This window comes from Streptomyces sp. NPDC031426 (genome assembly GCF_055581585.1).
The window spans coordinates 47,344-64,659 of sequence record NZ_JBVIJE010000011.1 but is presented as its reverse complement, the minus strand read 5'-3'; the positions used below and the strand labels follow the sequence as shown (position 1 = coordinate 64,659).

Genomic DNA, 17,316 nt, shown 5'->3' with positions numbered 1-17,316 from the left:
CCGGAAGAAGGCCTCAGCTCTCCTTGAAGCCGCGGTGCAGCGCGACCACACCGCCGGTGAGGTTGCGCCAGGCCACCTTCGACCAGCCCGCCTTGCGCAGCCGTTCGGCGAGGGCGGGCTGGTCGGGCCAGGCACGGATGGACTCGGCGAGGTAGACGTACGCGTCCGGGTTCGAGGAGACCGCCCGCGCGACCGGCGGCAGCGCCCGCATCAGGTACTCGGTGTAGACGGTGCGGAAGGGCGCCCAGGTCGGGTGCGAGAACTCGCAGATCACCACCCGTCCGCCGGGCCGGGTCACCCGGTACATCTCCCGCAGGGCCGCCTCCGTGTCCTGGACGTTGCGCAGCCCGAAGGAGATCGTCACGGCGTCGAAGGTGTCGTCCTTGAACGGCAGCCGCGTCGCGTCGCCGGCCGTGAACGGCAGCCAGGTGTGCTTCTTCTTGCCGACCTGCAGCATCCCGAGCGAGAAGTCGCACGGGACGACGTACGCGCCCGTGCGCGCGAAGGGCAGCGAGGAGGTGGCCGTACCGGCGGCCAGGTCGAGGACCTTCTGCGCGGGGCGCGCGTCGACCGCCTTCGCCACCTCCTTGCGCCACACCCGGTCCTGCCCGAGCGACAGCACGTCGTTCGTCAGGTCGTACCGTTCCGCCACGTCGTCGAACATCGAGGCGACTTCATGCGGCTGCTTGTTCAGGGAAGCGCGGGTCACCCGCCCATTCTTGCAGCCCGGGTTCACGCGGCCACGCGCGGCTCAGCGACGCCGGTACACCAACCGCCCGCCGATCACGGTCGCCACGCAGGTGCCGGCGCCGCGACGCACCAGTTCGGCGCGGTCCGCGACGTCGAACACGGCGAAGCGGGCAGGGCCGCCCGGGACGAGCCGCGGCAGCAGGATCAGCGGGGTCGGGGACAGCGCCGGCGGCCCTGGAAGGCGGTCGGGCCGCTGCCCCACGGCGAGCCCGGCCCTGCGCACCGCGTCGACCGCGGCCCGCGACCGCAACTCGCCGGCCACCGCCACGGTGCCGTGCGCCAGCATCCGATGTACCCCGCGTCGCGCGCTCGCACCGAGGCGTGCGGGATCGCCGCGGAAGATCTCCCTGGCCCGCGCCCCGCCGATGGGCTCGGTGCCGAGGATGTCGGCCTCGCGCGGGTCGGGGTGGTAGGTGGTCTCCAGCAGCTCCGGGCCGTACGGGTTCAGCAGCCCCGGGGTGAGGATGCCGGGCCAGCGCCGTACCCTCGCCCGGGGTGCGGCGGCGGCCAGTTCCTCGTACGGGCCGACGGCGGCGACGGACGCACCGTCGACCAGAACAGCCGCCTCGGGAGACCGCTCGGCGAAGTGAAGTGTCAGCACAGTGGGACGGGTTGGACTAGTTGGACGCCAGCAGCTTCAGTTCCGGGTGGGCCGTGCCGCCCTCGATCGCCGTCGAGGAGATGTGGGACATCACCCGCTCGTCGACGGGGTCGTTCGCCGGGTCGTCGTGGACGACCAGGTGCTCGTACGTCGTCGAGCGCTGCGCGGGCACCCGCCCCGCCTTCCTGATCAGGTCGATGATCTCCAGGCGGTTGGAGCGGTGCTTGGCGCCGGCCGAGGAGACCACGTTCTCCTCCAGCATGATCGAGCCGAGGTCGTCCGCGCCGTAGTGCAGCGACAGCTGGCCGACCTCCTTGCCGGTGGTCAGCCACGAGCCCTGGATGTGCCGGACGTTGTCGAGGAAGATGCGGGCGATCGCGATCATCCGCAGGTACTCGAAGAGGGTGGCCTGGGTGCGGCCCTTCAGGTGGTTGTTCTCGGGCTGGTAGGTGTACGGGATGAAGGCGCGGAAGCCGCCCGTACGGTCCTGTACGTCCCGGATCATCCGCAGGTGCTCGATGCGCTCGGCGTTCGTCTCACCCGTGCCCATCAGCATCGTGGAGGTGGACTCCACGCCCAGCCGGTGCGCGGTCTCCATGATCTCCAGCCAGCGCTCGCCGGACTCCTTGAGGGGCGCGATGGCCTTGCGGGGGCGCTCGGGGAGCAGTTCGGCGCCCGCGCCGGCGAAGGAGTCGAGGCCCGCCTGGTGGATCCGGGTGATGGCCTCCTCGACGGACACACCGGAGATACGGGCCATGTGCTCGACCTCGGACGCGCCCAGCGAGTGGATCACCAGCTGCGGGAAGGCCTCCTTGATGGCCCGGAAGTGCTTCTCGTAGTACTCGACGCCGTAGTCCGGGTGGTGGCCGCCCTGGAACATGATCTGGGTGCCGCCCAGCTCGACCGTCTCCGCGCAGCGGCGCAGGATGTCGTCGAGGTCGCGGGTCCATCCCTTCTCCGTGTCCTTGGGGGCCGCGTAGAAGGCGCAGAACTTGCACGCCGTGACGCACACGTTCGTGTAGTTGATGTTCCGCTCGATGATGTACGTCGCGATGTGCTCGATGCCGGCGTACTTGCGGCGGCGTACGGCGTCGGCGGCGGCGCCCAGCGCATGCAAGGGGGCGTCCCGATAGAGGTCGAGCGCCTCCTCGGGCGTGATGCGTCCGCCCGCTGCGGCTCGGTCGAGCACGGACTGGAGGTCGGCCTTCTCGGTCACCGGGCGTCCCTTTCGTCAGGTTCGTCAAGGGGGGTGTGGACGGACCGAACCAGCCTACGCCAGCGCTTTCACCGCACGGACGTCAGGCCGCGTACGCGCCGATCAGCAGCCCGGCGAAGGCCCCGGCCAGCAGGAACGGCCCGAACGGGATGGCGGTCTTCCGGCCCGCCCGCCGCACGGCGACGAGAGCACCGCCGTACAGCGCGCCGAACAGAAAACCGGCGAAGGCGCCGAGCAGCACGGTGGACCAGCCGTACCAGCCGAGTACGGCACCCATGCCGACGGCCAGCTTCACATCGCCGAAGCCCATGCCGGCCGGGTTGATGAGAAACAGCATGAAATAGCCGGCACCGAGGGCCAGAGCGCCGTACAGCGCGGTGAGCCAGTGGCCGGCGTGCTCGGGCAGCAGCGCGACGAGGCCCAGCAGGGCGAGGGCGGCCGCGGCGAGGGGCAGGGTCAGCGGGTCGGGCAGCCGCTGCACCCGGAAGTCCACCACGGCCAGCAGCACCCCGACCGGCGCGAGCAGTAGCCAGACCGCCAACTCCGGCCGGGTGCCGGTCGAGACGGCGAGAGCGGCGCAGGTCAGGGCGGTGACGAGGGAAGCAGTGAGGGCGGCGGGGGGTAGGTCCGTACGGCGGGCCGCCGCCCCGCAGGCGCCGCACGCGATCCGGCCGAGCCAGCCGCGGAGCGGGTGGCCGTCCGGGCAGCGGTCCCGCCAGGGCTCACCGGACGGTACGGCGAAGCGGTAGGCGGCGCGGGGCAGCAGCCCGCCCACCAGCGCGCCCCACAGCGCGGCGACCGCCGCCAGCGCCCCTGTGCTCATCCGGTCCCCCCGACCCCCGTCGCACGCACTGTGCTCATCCGGCCTTCGACAGGCGTGCCACCGGGTTGCCCTCGGCCGAACTGTCCGAGGTGAACCTCAGGTCGTCGCCGACCGGGGTCAACTCGACCTGGTGCGGGGTGGGCACGCAGTGGCCGGGGTTGTCCTTGGCGCCGGTCGAGGTCGCGAGGACCTGGGTCTTCGTCACCTTCTTCAGGGTGAGGACGTCGGTGCACACGCCGCCGATCTGGTCGGTCTGCCGGAGCCGTCCCAACTCCTGTCCCACGGCGGCCTGATGGACGGTGAGCCGGAAGGTGCCCTCGGGCAGATTGCCGCCGAGGCCGGTGGCCTGTCCTTCCCAGGTGCCGAGGTAGCGGGCCGGGATCGCGCCGGGCCCGGAGCCTGTGACGGGGGCGCCGGTGGAGGCATCGGTCGGCGCCGGGGAGCGGGCGGGGCCGCTGCCCGCGCTCTTGTCGCTCCCGTCCTGCCGGGCCCAGGGCTGGAGCAGCACGCCGACGCCCAGGGTCGCCGCGGCCAGCGCACCGGCGACGGCCAGCACCACCGTGCAGCTCAGCCGACGCCCACGGCCGGCCTCGACCGGCGCGGAGGCCGCCGCCACGCTGACGGAGAACCGGCCTGGGGGCACCGCGTCCCGCGGCGCGGGCACGACGGTCGGCGCTCCGGCGGCCGCCCCGTCCACGCCGGTGGCCGGCCCCGGCACCGCTCCGACACCGGTCGGCGCTCCCGAGGGAACCCCGCCAACGCCGTTCGCTGCGGCCGGACCCCCGGAATTCATCACCGGCGCGGGCCCGAAAACCCCGGCTCCGGTGAACGAGTCGAGCTCCGCAGGAGCAGGAGCAGGAGCAGGAGCAGGGGCAGCTACGGCGGCAGAGGCCGGTGCCGCACCCGAAGCAGGCGTCGGCACCGAGGTTCCCGTCACCGCCGGGCTGTCGAAGGGCGCCGGGCCCGAGGGTGCCGTCTCCACCGTGTCCAGGTTCAGGAGGCGTACGGCGCTGCGACTGACCTGCTCCACCAGGGGGCCCGGCAGCCAGCCGCCGGTGACCAGGCGGGCGGCGCCCTCGGGGGCGAGGCGGTGGCTCACCTCGGCGGGGGTGGGCCGGGAGGCCGGGTCCTTGGTCAGGCAGGCCGCCGCCACCTCGCCCAGCTCACCGCCGAGCGAGCCGAGTTCGGGTTCCTCGTGGACGACCTTGTAGAGCAGCGCGGCCGAGGAGTCGCCACGGAAGGGCGGTTCACCGCTGGCCGCGTGGACGAGGACCGCGCCGAGGGAGAAGACGTCGGCGGCGCCCGTCACGCCCTTGCCGAGGATCTGCTCGGGTGCCATGTAGCCCGGAGAGCCGATCGACACACCGGTGGACGTCAGGGACGCCGTGCCGTCCATGGCCCGCGCGATGCCGAAGTCGATCAGCAAGGGGCCGTCGACGGTCAGCAGGACGTTGGAGGGCTTCACGTCCCGGTGCACCAGCCCCAGTTCGTGTACGGCCGTCAGCGCCTCGGCGAGGCCCGCGCCCAGGGCCCGTACGGTGTGCGCGGGCAGCGGGCCGGTGTCCGCGACGGCCGCGGCGAGGGACGGGCCGGCCGCGTACGCGGTGGCGACCCAGGGCACCGGGGCGTCCGGGTCCGCGTCCAGGACGGGTGCGGTCCAGGCGCCGCCGACCCGGCGGGCGGCCGCCACCTCGCGCCGGAAGCGGGCGCGGAACTCCTCGTCCAGCGCGAAGTGCGGGTGCACGATCTTCACGGCGACGGTACGGCCGCCCGCGCTGCGGCCGAGGTAGACCCGGCCCATGCCACCGGAGCCGAGCCGGCCGAGCAGCCGGTAGGGCCCGATGGTGGCCGGCTCGTCCATGTCCAGCGGCTGCATGACGCGCTCCCCCCAACCCCGCTGCCTCACGGCCCGGGCCCGAACGTCTCCCGGGCAGCAGCCTAGTGAGCCATCCTCACCGCTGCAGCAGGTCCACCTTCACGTCCGCCGGGAAGCCGGTCGTCGGGCCGACGCGGCGGGCGAACTCGGCGACCGCCTCCAGTTGGAGGCTGCCGAAGCTGAAGTCGAGGGTGGTGAAGTACTGCGCCAGGGTCGCCTCGTCGAAGGCCTCCCAGCGGGCCGCCTGTTCGGCGACCTTGCCGACCTCCTCCAGGGAGAGGTTGCGGGAGGCGAGGAAGGCCTCGTGGACCTGGCGGGTGATGTCCGGCTCGCGGTCGGCGTAGTCGCGGCGGGCCGCCCAGACCGCGAAGACGAACGGCAGGCCGGTCCACTCCTTCCAGAGCGCGCCGAGGTCGTGCACTTCGAGGCCGAAGCGGGGGCCGTCGAGCAGATTCGCCCGCAGTGCCGCGTCGCCGATGAGGACGGCGGCCTCGGCCTCCTGCATCATCAGGCTGAGGTCGGGCGGGCAGGTGTAGTAGTCGGGCTGGACGCCGTAGCGCTCGGCGAGCAGGAGCTGGGCGAGGCGGACCGAGGTGCGGGAGGTCGAGCCGAGCGCGACCCGGGCGCCGTGCAGGCGGTCCAGCGGGACCTGCGAGACGATCACGCAGGACATCACCGGGCCGTCGCAGCCGACGGCGATGTCAGGGAAGGCGACCAGGTCGTCGGCGTTGCGCAGGAACTCGACCAGGGTGATGGGGCCGATGTCGAGATCGCCGCGCACGATCTGCTCGCTGAGCTTCTCCGGGGTGTCCTTGGTGAGCTCGAAGTCGAGGAGAGTGCCGGTTCTCGCGAGCCCCCAGTACAGGGGCAGGCAGTTCAGGAACTGGATGTGGCCGACGCGCGGCCGGGTGCGAGAATTGTCCACATCGCGAGACTAGACCCCGCGCTGTACGGTGCCGGGACCGACCCCACCGTGGCCGTGCCGTCAAATGGCCGAGTGGATGTTCAAACATCCGAGTGACGTGATCTTGACCCCTATTGCTTTCGGCTGCCCGGATGCTAGGCTTGCCGCAAGTTGCAGTTTGGTTTCCCTTGCAGTACAGAGCCTGCGGAGCATGTAACCGCAGGCTCTAGTCGTTTTCAGACGTATGCAGTTGTGCAGCACCGTTTCACACTTGCAGGTTCTGGAGCAGGGCAACCCTTTTGAGCCCAAGGAGGGCTTATGGCTACCGGAACCGTTAAGTGGTTCAACGCCGAAAAGGGCTTTGGCTTCATCGCCCAGGAGGGCGGCGGCCCCGACGTCTTCGTTCACTACTCCGCGATCAACGCCACCGGCTTCCGCTCCCTCGAGGAGAACCAGCAGGTGAGCTTCGACGTGACGCAGGGTCCGAAGGGCCCGCAGGCGGAGAACGTCACCCCCGTCTGATCACTGCCTGATCGCAGAACCTGAGAGCAGTACCCAAGGAGCCCCGCGCCGTTCCGGCGACGGGGCTCCTGCCTTGCCCTCCGGCCGCCCCGCCTTTCCCCTCCCCGGCCGTCGATGAATTGTGTACGAATTCTCTAGGTGTGCTGCATGACGAGGACGAAGGTCGTGCCCGGTTCCAGCGCCTCGTACGAGTGCGCCACGTCCCCCCGATAGGTCAGGTAATCGCCGGGCTCCAGTTCGACCTCCTGTCCGGCGGGGCCCGCCTTCATCCGGCCGGAGCCGACGATCAGATGCTCGACCGTGCCGGGGATGTGCGGCTCCGACATGCGGGCCGCGCCCGGCTCGGCGCGCAGGCGGTAGATGTCCCGCCGGGCCCCCGGAGGGCTCGCGGACAACAGGGTGGCGACAAAGTTCGCCTGCTCCGAGGCGACCTCGGGGCCGTCGCCGGCCCGGATCACCTGGACCTGCTGCGCGGGCGGCTCGACCAGCGCGCTGAACGGCACCCCCAGCGCGACCGCGAGCGCCCAGAGCGTCTCCACGTTGGGGTTACCGCTCGCCGCCTCCAGCTGGGACAGCGTGGACTTCGCGATTCCGGCGCGTTTGGCCAGCTCGGACAGGGACAGCCCGGTGCGGGCGCGCTCGCGCTTGAGCGATGCGGCGATCCACTCCAGCGGAAGCCGGGCGGGGGTCCCGGGAGACGGCTCGGTCATGTCGTTCGCTCCATCGGTACGATCGTTCGGCTTGACGGACAGATGCGCCGCGTTCCATTGTAGAAAACATGCGTTCGGTACAGCGAACATCCGATGACATGTCCCTGGTGCGCGACAGCTCGCTCGTCTGGCTCGCCAGCGGCGTCGTCGGCGTCTCCTTCGGCGCCGTCTCCGTGGCCGGCGGCCTCTCGGTGTGGGTGCCGGTGCTGATGTCCCTGGTGGTGTACGCCGGCTCGGCCCAGTTCAGCGCGGTGGGCGTACTGCTCGCCGGAGGCGGGCCGGTCGCCGCAGCGGCGACGGGACTGCTGCTCAACACCCGTACGGCCGCGTTCAGCCTGGCGGTCGCGGACATCATCGGCACCGGCCGTGCGAGCCGTCTCCTCGGCGCCCATCTGGTCACCGACGAGACGGTCGCCTTCGCCCTCGCCCAGTCCGGCCCGGTACGGCGGCGCAGGGCGTTCTGGATCTCCGGGCTCGGTCTGTTCGCCGTGTGGAACACCGGGGTGCTGGCGGGCGCCCTCGCCGGGGGCGCGCTGGGGGACACCGCGCGGTACGGACTCGATGCCGCGTTCCCCGCGGTTCTGGTGGCGCTGGTGTTGCCTCAGCTGCGGGCGGACACGGTGGTACGGCGGTGCGCGCTGGTCGGGGCCGCGGTGGCGCTGGCGGTCACGCCCGCCGTGCCTGCGGGGGTACCGGTGCTGCTCGCTCTGGCCGGGCTCTTCCTGCATCGCCCGCAGCCCGTGGCGGCCGCCGTATGAACGCCGGCGTCGTGGTGGTTCTCGCGCTGGCCGTGGGGACGTACGCCTTCCGGCTCGTGGGGCCGGTGCTGCACGGGCGGGTGGAGATACCGGCGCGGGTGCAGGAGCTGGCGTCGGCCGGGGCGGTGGTGTTGCTGGTCGCCCTGCTGGCGACAGGGGCGTTGACCGAGGGCGGGGGGTTCGCCGGGTTCGCTCGGGCGGCCGGGGTGCTGGTGGGAGGTGTACTGGCATGGTTCAGGGCGCCGTTCGTCGTGGTGGTCGTGGGGGCGGCTGCGGCGGCCGCGCTGCTGCGGTTGGCCGGGGTCGCCTAGGCCGCCCGGTTCGTTAGCTTCGGGGCGTGACCGACACCACTGGGTTTCTTGCCGCCACCCGTGTCTTCTACGACGCCATCGCCGAGGACTATGCCGAGCGCTTCCGGAACCAGCTCGTGGACCGGCCGTTGGACCGGGCGTTGCTCGCCGGGTTCGCCGAGCTGGTCGGCGACGGGGCCGTGGCCGATCTCGGGTGCGGGCCCGGCGTCGTCACCGCGTACCTCGCCTCCCTCGGACTCGATGTCTTCGGGCTCGACCTGTCCTCGTCCATGCTGGCCGTCGCCCGGCGCGAGAATCCCGGGCTGCGTTTCGCACAGGGCTCGATGCTGGATCTGGCCCTCGCGGACGGCTCGCTCGCCGGTGTCGTCTCCTGGTACTCCAGCATCCACACCCCGGTCGATCAACTTCCCGTGCTGTTCGCCGAGTTCCACCGGGTGCTGCGCCCCGGCGGACGTCTTCTGGTCGCCTTCCAGGTGGGCGAGGAGCCGCTTCGGCTCGACCGGCCGATGGGTCATCCCGTCGCGCTGGACTTCCAGCGGCGCCGCCCCGAGCGCATCGCCGAGCTGCTCGCGGACGCCGGGTTCGCGCTCGGCTCCAGCACCGTGCGCCAACCGGAGGAGCGGATCGGGGAGTCGGTCCCCCAGGCTCTCCTGATCGCCCGGAAGCCCGGCGATCCCGGCCCCGGAGACCCCGGAGACCCCGGCGATCCAGGCGCCCCTGCCGACTCCTGAGAGGCGATTGAAACAGAGGCGATTGAAACCAGGAGTACCGGTGGCCCGCCCCGCTCCGGGAACCAGCGGGGACGGCATGGGGATCGGCGCCGAAGAGCATCGGTCGCGTCGTCGGGGAGCAACCCGGCGACCGGATCACCTCCGCACCTTCGATCCGTCGTCTCCGTTCCGCCTCTTGCGGTCCGTCTCTTCCTGGGGGATACACCAATGCGCACCATCGCACTGCGTACGAAGACGGTTCTGGCCGCGCTCACCGGCGCGGGTGTCCTCGCGCTCGGCACCATCTGCACCGTCCCGGCGGCCGGCGTGGAGCAGGGTCTGGCGCACATCGCCTCCGACCTGTCCGGCCACCCCGCGCACACCGGCCCGGCCCTGGCGGACGACCACCCTCCGGCCCGGAGCATCGCCTGACCACGCCCTCCCACAGGCCAGGTACAAGCACCGGCACACGCACCACCTCGACGGCACCGGTCGGGCTCGCTCCCACCGGTGCCGTTCCCCATGGCCCAGCGGCTTGCTCCGCGGCTCCCCCGCGCCGGCGGGCGACCGGCCCTACAGCCGCCGCCCCGCCTCCGTGACGCCCATCGCGTCGTACAACCGCTCCGCCTCCCGCTGATAGCGCTCAGCCTCCGGCTCCTCCCCCAGGGCCTTGGCCGATTCCGCCAGGCCCTGGAGGGCGCGGGCCATCTCGATGCGGTAGCCCAGGCGGGAGGCCAGCTCATGGGACTGGCGGTAGAGGTCCCGGGCGCGTTCGGGGGCGTCGGCGCGCAGGTGGACCAGGGCCACCACGTTCACCACGGCGGCCTGGCGCAGGGCCGTGCCCTCGGTGGAGACGAGGTCGAGCGCGCGCTCGGCGTGCTCGGCGGCCGAGCGGACTTCGCCGAGGCGCTGGCAGACCCGTGCCCAGTGGGCGAGGACGAAGGCGACGTTTCCCGGCTTGCGGGTCTCGTCGCACAGTTCGAGGGCCTGGGCGAGGCAGGCCCGCGCCCGCTCGTCCTCACCGGCGCCCAGATGGGACAGTGCCAGCCAGGTCAGCGAGGTGATCTCGTTGTTGCGCTCGCCGAGGCTCCGGTTGAGCTCGGTGGCCCGGGCCGCGTGCCGTGCGCCGTCGGCATAGTGGCCCGCCCAGGTCTCCACGGTGGCGAGGTTGGCGAGCGCCACCGCCTCCAGTCCGGGCGCGCCCAGTTCCCGGTGCAGGGCGATGCCCTTGGCCAGGTAGGTACGGGCCTCCTCGAAGTCGCCCACCGCCCCGTACAGCAGGCCGAGGGTGTCGGTGCAGAACGCCGCGGAGCGCAGATCGCCGGCCCCGGCCAGCTCCAGGGCCTCGCGCGCGGTGGTGATGCCGTCCTGGAAGTCGCCGAGCCACCAGTGGGCCACGGCCAGGTTGCCCATGCTGCGGCTGAGCAGGGACAGGTCGCCGAGCTGCCGGCCGGCGTCGACCGCGATCCGGCTGACCACCCGGAACTCCTCGTAGTGGCCGCGCAGGTCCAGGTAGAAGAGGAGGTTGCGGGCCAGCAGCAGCGCCGGGCGGTGCAGGCCCTGGGCGCGCGCACGGTTGACGATCGACAGCAGTGCCTCGTACTCGCGGTCGAGCCAGTCGAGCGCCTGGGCGTCGGTGTCCAGCGGGGGCAGTTCGGGGGCGTCTGCGGCCGGTGGCCGGCCGAGCGGTTCGCGCCCGGGGGAGAGCAGGTCGCAGGCCCGGTCGGCGGCCGGCATGTAGTACGACACCAGCCGCTCGACCGCGGCCTCCTCGTCGTCCTCGGCCTCCCGCACGCTCATCGCGTAGGTGCGCACCAGGTCGTGGAAGCCGTACAGGCCCGCCTCGTGCTGTTCCAGCAGATGCGCGTCGAGGAGGTCCTCCAGGGTGTCCTCGGTGTCGTGCACGTCGGTGCCGAGCAGCGCGGCGGCCGAGTGGACGTCGATGGCGCTGCCGGGGTGCAGGCCCAGCAGCCGGAAGGCGGCCCTCTGGTCCTCCTCCATCGCCTGGTACGACAGCCGGAGCGTGGCCTCCACGCTGCGCTCCCCCGCGCTCAGTTCGCGCAGCCGGCGGGTCTCGTCGGCGAGCCGGTCGACCAGGTACTGCACGGTCCAGCGGGGGCGGTTGCGCAGCCGGGCGGTGGTGATGCGCAGGGCGAGGGGCAGTCCGCCGCACAGCCGTGCCAGGCGGGCGGTGGCCTCGGGTTCGGCCGTGGTGCGGTCGGCGCCGAGGGTCCGGGTCAGCAGGGTGGCGCTGTCCTCGGCCGAGAGCAGGCCCAGGCAGAGCCATTCGGCGCCGTCCAGGTCGAGCATCCGGACCCGGCCGGTGAGCAGGGCCAGGCAGTCCTCGGAGGCGGGCAGCAGCGGGCGTATCTGTGCGGCGTCGGCGGCGTTGTCGAGGAGCAGCAGCATCTTCCGCTGTGCGGAAACGGTTCGCCAGAGCGTGGTGCGTCTCTCCAGGTCGTCCGGTATCCGGTCGTCCGGCACGCCGACCGCGCGCAGCAGGGAGTGCAGCACGGTCCCCGGCTCGTGCGCCTTCTCACCGGGGCTGAATCCGCGCAGGTCGACGAAGAGCTGCCCGTCGGGATAGTCGGCGGTGAGCAGATGGGCGGCGTGCACGGCGAGCGCGCTCTTGCCGCTGCCGCCCATACCGTCGATGCCGAGGATCCGGGTGCTCCCGCTCGCCGGGGCCCGGCCCACGGCCAGGATCCGGGCCAGCTCCTGCTCCCGCCCAGTGAAGTCCGGCAGGTCGTACGGCAGGGTGCAGGGCGCGGGCTCGGACGGCTGGAGAAAGGCGGCGGGCGCCAGATGGGCGGCCCGCTCGGCCACGGACTGCGGCACCCGCGGGGCGACCTCGGGGCTGTCGCGCAGGATGGCCTCGTACAGCCGGGTCAGTTCGGCGCCCGGGTCGATGCCCAGCTCTTCCACGAGCAGCGCCCGCATCCGGCCGAACTCCTCCAGCGCCTCCGCCTGCCGGCCCGCCCGGTACAGGGCGAGCATCAGCCGCCCGCGCAGGGTCTCCCGCAGCGGATGCGCGGTCACCAGCTCCCGTAACGGCGCGATCAGTTCCGCCGACTGGCCGAGTTCGAGCTGCAGCTCGAAGTACTGCTCGGCGATCGCCATGTGCCGCTCTTCCAGCGCCGCCGAGGCCGCGTTGATCACCGCGCCGCCGGCACCGGCCAGTACCGGCCCGCGCCACAGGTCCAGGCAGGCCCGCAGATGCCCGACCGCCTCGGCGGACCGCCCGGCGGCCACGGCCTGCCGGGCCTGCCGCGCCCACTGCCCGAACTCGTGCAGGTCCAGCTGGTGTTCGCCCAGCATCGCCCGGTATCCGGCGCCGTCGGTGACGATCACCGAGGCGCCGTCCGGGATGCGGGTGCGCAGCGCGGCGACGGCCTTGCGGACCTGGTGGCTGGCGGTCTGCGGCGGCTCGTCGTCCCAGGCGGCGGCGATCAGCCGGGACACCGGCACCATGCGCCCGGGCTCCAGCAGCAGGGTGACCAGCACCCGCTCGTGCGTCGGACTGCCGAGGCGCAGCCGGCGCTCGCCGCACCAGCCTTCCAGCGAACCGAGGATGTTGAACCGTACGACAGGACGAACCGTTGCCGCCGATTCCACGAACCTGTCCCCTCCGCCCCGTCGCACCCCCCGGCCCGCGATGTTCGGGACCACCCTAGGTTGTACCCGAACGAGCAGCGCGGAGGAGGTGATTCCGCCGTCCTGGCGCACAGCCGGCCCAGGCGGACAGCTAATCACCTTCACGCGAACTGAAGGAGGGTCGTGCGCGTCTCGCCTGCCAGGGCGGGGTCGTGGCGCAGGATCGCGTGCTCCACCCGGCGCAGCGCGGGAGACGGCTGGATGCCCAGCTCCACGTCCAGATGCCGCCGCATCCGCCGGAACACGTCGAGCGCGTCCGCCTGCCGCCCCGAGCAGTACAGGGCGATCATCAACTGCTCGCAGAACCGCTCCCGCAAGGGGTGGTTGGTGTGCGCCTCGGTCAGCTCGGCGAGCACCGCCGCGTGCCGCCCGAGCCGCAGCTCGGCGTCGAACCGCAGCTCCATCGCCCGCATCCGGTACTCCTCGTACCGGGCACCCGCCAACTGGCACAGGGTCCCGCCGGGGAACCCCCCGAACACCGGCCCGCGCCACAGCGCCAGCGCCTCGCCCAGCAGCAGGGCCGTGCGCTCGGCATCCTCCGGAGCGGCCGCCTCGGCCTGCCGTACGGCCCGCACGAACTCGGCCGCGTCCAGCTCCCCCTCCCCCACGGTCAGCCGGTAACCGGAGGGATGGATCGTCACCCGGGAGGCGGCCCGGTCCGGCTCCAGCACGCGCAGCCTGCGGCGCAGCCGGCTGACGTGCGCCTGCAGCGCGTTCGCCTGGTTGTCGGGTACGGCCTCGCCCCACATCTCCTCGACCAGGCTCTCCCCCGACACCGGTTGCCCCTCGCTGACCAGCAGCGTCTGCACCAGGGTGCGCTGCAGGTCGCCGGAGATCTCCGCAGGACCGGACACGGTACGGATCTGCAGTGCCCCGAGGACCGAGAACTTCAGCATCCTGACTCCGCCTCCTGTTGACGTCGCTGGCGTCGTCGTCCTTCTTCCGGCGACATACCAACAGTGCGGACAGGCTCTACCGGTTCGTTCCCGATCCGTTCCCGGTGACCAGGGCCGTCAGCGACGACACCCGCTGGGCCGCCACCTCCGGCGAGTCGGCGTGCACGACGAGATGTCCCGGCGCGAGGGAGTCCGGCGGCGACACATGCCGCACATGCGGCAGCACACCCACCTCCGCCGTCTCCAGCTGCCACGGCGGCTTCAGCACGACCGCCGCCGCGTACCGGCCGGGCCGGACCGCGTCCACCAGCCGCCCGGACAGCACCTCGACCGCCCCTGCGGCCAGATCGAACCCGCCGGCCACCTTCAGCAGCTCCGGCACCGGGTCCCGGGCCAGCCCCGCCCGGCAGCCGGTGATCACCGGTCCTCGCGGGGTCAGCTCGACACTCGTGTGCGCGGGCCCGTACTGGTACCCGGTCAGGTCCAGCAGCGCGGTCACCACCGCACGCACCTCGGCGGCGGTGTCCTCCGACAGCGGCGCCGGGTGCAGCAGCCCGTACGGCATCCGGGCCGTGATCCCGGCGGTCCGATGCATGCCGTGCACGCTGAGCGTCTCCACCGACAGCCGCGTGGCGCCTGCGGCGGGCTCGGCGTGGTCCGGCGACAGCCGGTTGTCGCGGACCAGCCGCCGTACGGCGTCCTGGTCCGCGAGCAGGGCGAGGGAACGGGCGGGGTTGACGAACAGCCCCGCCGTCGCGGCCTCGTCCAGGAGGGCGCGTACGGCGGGCTCGTCACGGATGTCGGCCCGGGCGGAGCGCACTTGGACACCGGCGTGCGCGGCCTCCTTCAGGAGACGCTGGTCCGGGTTCAGGAGGAAGATCCGGCGGACGTCTGTGTCTTCTTTCATGCCTCTGCTCGGGTGGACGGAGTCGGCGAGGGTGGAAAGGCAGGCTATGAGCGGGCGTTACCGTTCCGGTCCCGGCCGGGTCCCGACTTCCCCTCCACCGTGAGGAAAGCGGTCCAGGTGGCTGGGGTGACGGTGAGGTGGGGGGCGGTGGGTTGTTTCGAGTCGCGGATGTGGATGGCGGTGGGTTCGGCGGCGACTTCGAGGCATTCGCCGCCTTCGCCACCGCTGTAGCTGGACTTGGGCCAGATGTAGGCAAGTTCGACGCACTGGCCGCCTTCGCCATCGCTGTAGCTCGACTTGAACCAGGTGAACTGTTCTATGGTCATCGCTCTTCCAGCATCTTCTCGATCAGGTCCAGGGACTCGTGCGGATTGAGAGCCTGAGCCCGGATGATCCCATAGCGAGCGACGAGGGCGCGGACCTCTTCGCGATCGGTGATCAACTTCGGGTACCCCTGGGTCTCCATGTACGCAACCTGCTCCTGCCCCTTCGGGATCAGCAAGGTGAAGGAGCCGCCAGGCGAGGGGTGTTCCTCCCGCCCCGTCGGCATCACCTGCACCTGCACATTCCGCATGCGCCCGATCCGCAGCAGCTGACGGAGCTGCTCCCTGTGCACCCTCGGTCCGCCGATTGGTCGCTCCAGCACGGCCTGTTCCATGACGAAGCTGAACTCCGGCGGCGGCCACTGTTCGAAGATCTGCTGGCGCGAGAGCCTGTCCGCCACCCGCTTCTCAATGGTCTCCTCGTCCAGGGGTGGGTGCCTCTGTGTGAACACCGCCCGTGAGTACTCCTCGGTCTGAAGCAGGCCGAGCACACCCATGGTGCTGCAGTCATGAAGGGATACTGCCTGCGCCTCCAGGGCCGCATACCCCCGGTACCACTCCGGATGCCGCGTCCGCGCCTTCGCCATCGCCTCATCGACCTGGGGGATGACCGCCGTCACGAGCCCCCAGCGCCCAGGATTTCGTCCGCCTTCCGCAAGAACTCCGGCCTCGGCGTCCGTACCCCCCTCTCCATGGCCGAGATCTGGTCGGGGCCGTACCCGACCAGGTCGCCGAACTCCCGCCGGCTGAGCCCAGCCCGCTCCCTGAGCAGCTTCAACTGCTTGCCGATGACGACGAAGACGCCCACCGCCCCGTTCTCCTCAGCGGGCGTTTCCGGCCTCCGCTGCTGCTCCCCTGTCACGCCACCCTCCGACGACTCGTACACCAAACGAACCGCACCCGTACGACTACGCTCAGTCGCCGGACCTCCCCTGGTCAGCGTAGGGAGAACCGACCACTCTCGGTGACGTGAATCTGGAAATCTCCACCCCCACACCTGAGGCCGGCGAACTCGTCCAACGCCTCAGCGCCACCCCCCTCGGCGCCCGGCTGGCCCGGCGGCTCACCTCCACCCAGCTCGCCACCTGGGGATACCCGCACGACAGCGACCCGAACTGCACCGCGCAGCTCCTCGTCGCCGAACTGGCCGCGAACGCCGTCACCCACGGTCGCGTGCCCGGCCGGGACTTCGAGCTGCGACTGCGCCTCCTCCCCGGGAAGGACACCTTGCGTATCGAGGTGAGTGACGCCCGGGGAGACAAGGAGCTGCGGATCCTGGACGGCGGGCCGGCGGACGAGAACGGCCGCGGACTCGTCGTCGTACTCGTGCTGTCGAGCCGGTGGGGCGTGACCCGGCGCACCGTCGGCAAGACCGTGTGGGCCGAACTCCCGCTCAGCCCGCGGCAGCGCCCCCGCCCCGGAACTCCGCGACCGTGTGCGCGAAGGCCCGGGCCGGAGGGCTGAGGGAGTCCCAGCGGCGGACGGCCCAGCCGACGGGCAGGGGGCGCAACCCCGGCAGCGGGACGAGTCGCAGCTCGCCCGCCCCCGGCACCGGAAGGCCCGGTACGGCGGGGACCACCGCCCGGCCCACGCCCAGCTCGGCCAGCAGCAGTGCCGTGTCCCAGTCGGCGACGCTCGTGTCGTAGGTGAAGCGGACGCCCAGCTCGGCGCAGGCCGCGTCCAGGTGGACGGCGGAGGTGGAGTTCGGGGGCAGCCGGATGAGGCGGACCCCCGTCAGGTCGGCCGCGTCCAGCTGGGACCGCCCGGCGAGGGGGTCGTCCGCGGGGACCGCGAGCAGCCACGGCAGTTCCGCGACCGTCCGCTGTTCGATGCCGCGCACCGGAGAGCCGACGGTGATCCAGGCCAGGTCCAGGGTGCCGTCGGCCAGCGCGTCGAAGGTGCCGCGTCCCGAACTGACCGTACGGAACTCCAGGTTGACCTCGGGATGGCGGCGGCGGAAGGCGACCACCGCCTCGGACATGAAGTGCCGGACGGTGGTGGCACCGGTGGCGACACGGACGTACCCGCCGCGGCCGTCCACCTGGTCGCGCAGTTGCCGTACGGCGATGTCGAGCCCGGAGATGCCCTCGGCCGCGGCGGCCTCCAGAATGCGCCCGGCCTGCGTGGGGACCACGCCCCGCGGTTGCCGTTCCAGCAGCGCGACCCCCGTCTCCCGCTCCAGCCGCTTCACATGCTGGCTGACGGCCGACTGGGTGCAACCGAGGTCCCGGGCGACGGAACTGAGACTGCCGGCCCGGCACACGGCCACGAACACGCGGAGGTCGTCCAAGGTCACAACACCCAAGCTAGCACTTGGGTTTGGGAAGCGAACCCAAGGATTGACTGGTAATCAGG

The 17,316-nt window shown here is 72.0% G+C and carries 18 protein-coding genes and 1 pseudogene; 6 read left to right on the top strand and 13 right to left on the bottom strand.

From position 1 onward, the window contains the following. Nucleotides 1–13: 13 nt before the first annotated feature. From ACZ5NH_RS23625 to ACZ5NH_RS23600, 6 genes are all read right to left on the bottom strand, one after another. Nucleotides 14–709 (bottom strand): demethylmenaquinone methyltransferase, encoded by a 696-nt coding sequence (locus tag ACZ5NH_RS23625; protein WP_468777869.1) that lies wholly within the window; start codon nt 707–709, stop codon nt 14–16. Between the two features lie 42 nt (nt 710–751). Then, on the bottom strand, nt 752–1,351 hold the full coding sequence (locus ACZ5NH_RS23620; protein ID WP_468777868.1) for an imidazolonepropionase-like domain-containing protein: 600 nt from the start codon (nt 1,349–1,351) through the stop codon (nt 752–754). Between the two features lie 16 nt (nt 1,352–1,367). Continuing rightward, complete coding sequence (mqnC, locus tag ACZ5NH_RS23615; RefSeq protein WP_468777866.1) at nt 1,368–2,567, bottom strand: cyclic dehypoxanthinyl futalosine synthase; 1,200 nt, start codon at nt 2,565–2,567, stop codon at nt 1,368–1,370. Nucleotides 2,568–2,649: 82 nt separating this feature from the next. Beyond that, on the bottom strand, nt 2,650–3,390 hold the full coding sequence (locus ACZ5NH_RS23610) for a prepilin peptidase (protein ID WP_468777865.1): 741 nt from the start codon (nt 3,388–3,390) through the stop codon (nt 2,650–2,652). A gap of 34 nt (nt 3,391–3,424) precedes the next feature. Next, nucleotides 3,425–5,266 carry a serine/threonine-protein kinase gene (locus ACZ5NH_RS23605; RefSeq protein WP_468777863.1) on the bottom strand — a complete coding sequence of 614 codons (1,842 nt, stop codon included), beginning with the start codon at nt 5,264–5,266 and terminating at the stop codon, nt 3,425–3,427. A gap of 76 nt (nt 5,267–5,342) precedes the next feature. Further along, on the bottom strand, nt 5,343–6,191 hold the full coding sequence (locus tag ACZ5NH_RS23600; protein ID WP_468777862.1) for a menaquinone biosynthetic enzyme MqnA/MqnD family protein: 849 nt from the start codon (nt 6,189–6,191) through the stop codon (nt 5,343–5,345). 297 nt (nt 6,192–6,488) lie between these two features. Here ACZ5NH_RS23600 and ACZ5NH_RS23595 point away from each other — a divergent pair, with 297 nt between their 5' ends. After that, nucleotides 6,489–6,692, top strand: a complete 204-nt coding sequence (locus ACZ5NH_RS23595; protein WP_004984723.1) for a cold-shock protein — start codon at nt 6,489–6,491, stop codon at nt 6,690–6,692. A gap of 134 nt (nt 6,693–6,826) precedes the next feature. Here the strand turns inward: ACZ5NH_RS23595 and ACZ5NH_RS23590 are convergent, their stop codons facing one another. After that, nucleotides 6,827–7,402: a helix-turn-helix domain-containing protein gene (locus ACZ5NH_RS23590; RefSeq protein ID WP_468777860.1), complete on the bottom strand. Its 576-nt coding sequence runs from the start codon at nt 7,400–7,402 to the stop codon at nt 6,827–6,829. 68 nt (nt 7,403–7,470) lie between these two features. Between ACZ5NH_RS23590 and ACZ5NH_RS23585 the strand changes: the two genes are divergently transcribed. The 4 genes from ACZ5NH_RS23585 to ACZ5NH_RS23570 all read left to right on the top strand — a co-directional run bounded on the left by ACZ5NH_RS23585 (nt 7,471) and on the right by ACZ5NH_RS23570 (nt 9,613). Then, a complete protein-coding gene (locus ACZ5NH_RS23585; protein WP_468777859.1) occupies nt 7,471–8,160 on the top strand; it encodes an AzlC family ABC transporter permease in 690 nt (229 codons plus the stop codon). After that, nucleotides 8,157–8,471: an AzlD domain-containing protein gene (locus ACZ5NH_RS23580; protein ID WP_468777858.1), complete on the top strand. Its 315-nt coding sequence runs from the start codon at nt 8,157–8,159 to the stop codon at nt 8,469–8,471. The genes ACZ5NH_RS23585 and ACZ5NH_RS23580 overlap by 4 nt, the downstream gene beginning before the upstream one ends. A 26-nt stretch (nt 8,472–8,497) precedes the next feature. Continuing rightward, on the top strand, nt 8,498–9,202 hold the full coding sequence (locus tag ACZ5NH_RS23575; protein WP_468777856.1) for a class I SAM-dependent methyltransferase: 705 nt from the start codon (nt 8,498–8,500) through the stop codon (nt 9,200–9,202). Between the two features lie 207 nt (nt 9,203–9,409). Continuing rightward, nucleotides 9,410–9,613: a hypothetical protein gene (locus tag ACZ5NH_RS23570; RefSeq protein ID WP_388619357.1), complete on the top strand. Its 204-nt coding sequence runs from the start codon at nt 9,410–9,412 to the stop codon at nt 9,611–9,613. Between the two features lie 141 nt (nt 9,614–9,754). On the opposite strand, the gene ACZ5NH_RS23565 is transcribed toward ACZ5NH_RS23570, so the two are convergent. The 5 genes and pseudogenes from ACZ5NH_RS23565 to ACZ5NH_RS23545 form a co-directional block, all read right to left on the bottom strand. Further along, entirely contained in the window at nt 9,755–12,796 is a 3,042-nt protein-coding gene (locus ACZ5NH_RS23565) for an AfsR/SARP family transcriptional regulator (protein WP_468777854.1), read from the bottom strand. Between the two features lie 140 nt (nt 12,797–12,936). After that, complete coding sequence (locus tag ACZ5NH_RS23560; RefSeq protein ID WP_468777852.1) at nt 12,937–13,731, bottom strand: AfsR/SARP family transcriptional regulator; 795 nt, start codon at nt 13,729–13,731, stop codon at nt 12,937–12,939. 76 nt (nt 13,732–13,807) lie between these two features. Then, nucleotides 13,808–14,638, bottom strand: coding sequence for a hypothetical protein (locus ACZ5NH_RS23555; protein WP_468777850.1), 831 nt, complete (start codon nt 14,636–14,638; stop codon nt 13,808–13,810). Between the two features lie 44 nt (nt 14,639–14,682). Then, nucleotides 14,683–14,964, bottom strand: a complete 282-nt coding sequence (locus ACZ5NH_RS23550) for a DUF397 domain-containing protein (protein ID WP_468777849.1) — start codon at nt 14,962–14,964, stop codon at nt 14,683–14,685. Continuing rightward, a pseudogene (locus tag ACZ5NH_RS23545) lies at nt 14,961–15,823 on the bottom strand (helix-turn-helix domain-containing protein). The gene ACZ5NH_RS23550 and the pseudogene ACZ5NH_RS23545 overlap by 4 nt, the downstream one beginning before the upstream one ends. A gap of 107 nt (nt 15,824–15,930) precedes the next feature. On the opposite strand from ACZ5NH_RS23545, the gene ACZ5NH_RS23540 reads away from it, so the two are divergent. Beyond that, nucleotides 15,931–16,425: an ATP-binding protein gene (locus ACZ5NH_RS23540; protein ID WP_468777847.1), complete on the top strand. Its 495-nt coding sequence runs from the start codon at nt 15,931–15,933 to the stop codon at nt 16,423–16,425. Here ACZ5NH_RS23540 and ACZ5NH_RS23535 read toward each other — a convergent pair. Then, nucleotides 16,355–17,257, bottom strand: a complete 903-nt coding sequence (locus ACZ5NH_RS23535) for a LysR family transcriptional regulator (RefSeq protein ID WP_388619340.1) — start codon at nt 17,255–17,257, stop codon at nt 16,355–16,357. The genes ACZ5NH_RS23540 and ACZ5NH_RS23535 overlap by 71 nt on opposite strands. Nucleotides 17,258–17,316 lie beyond the last annotated feature (59 nt).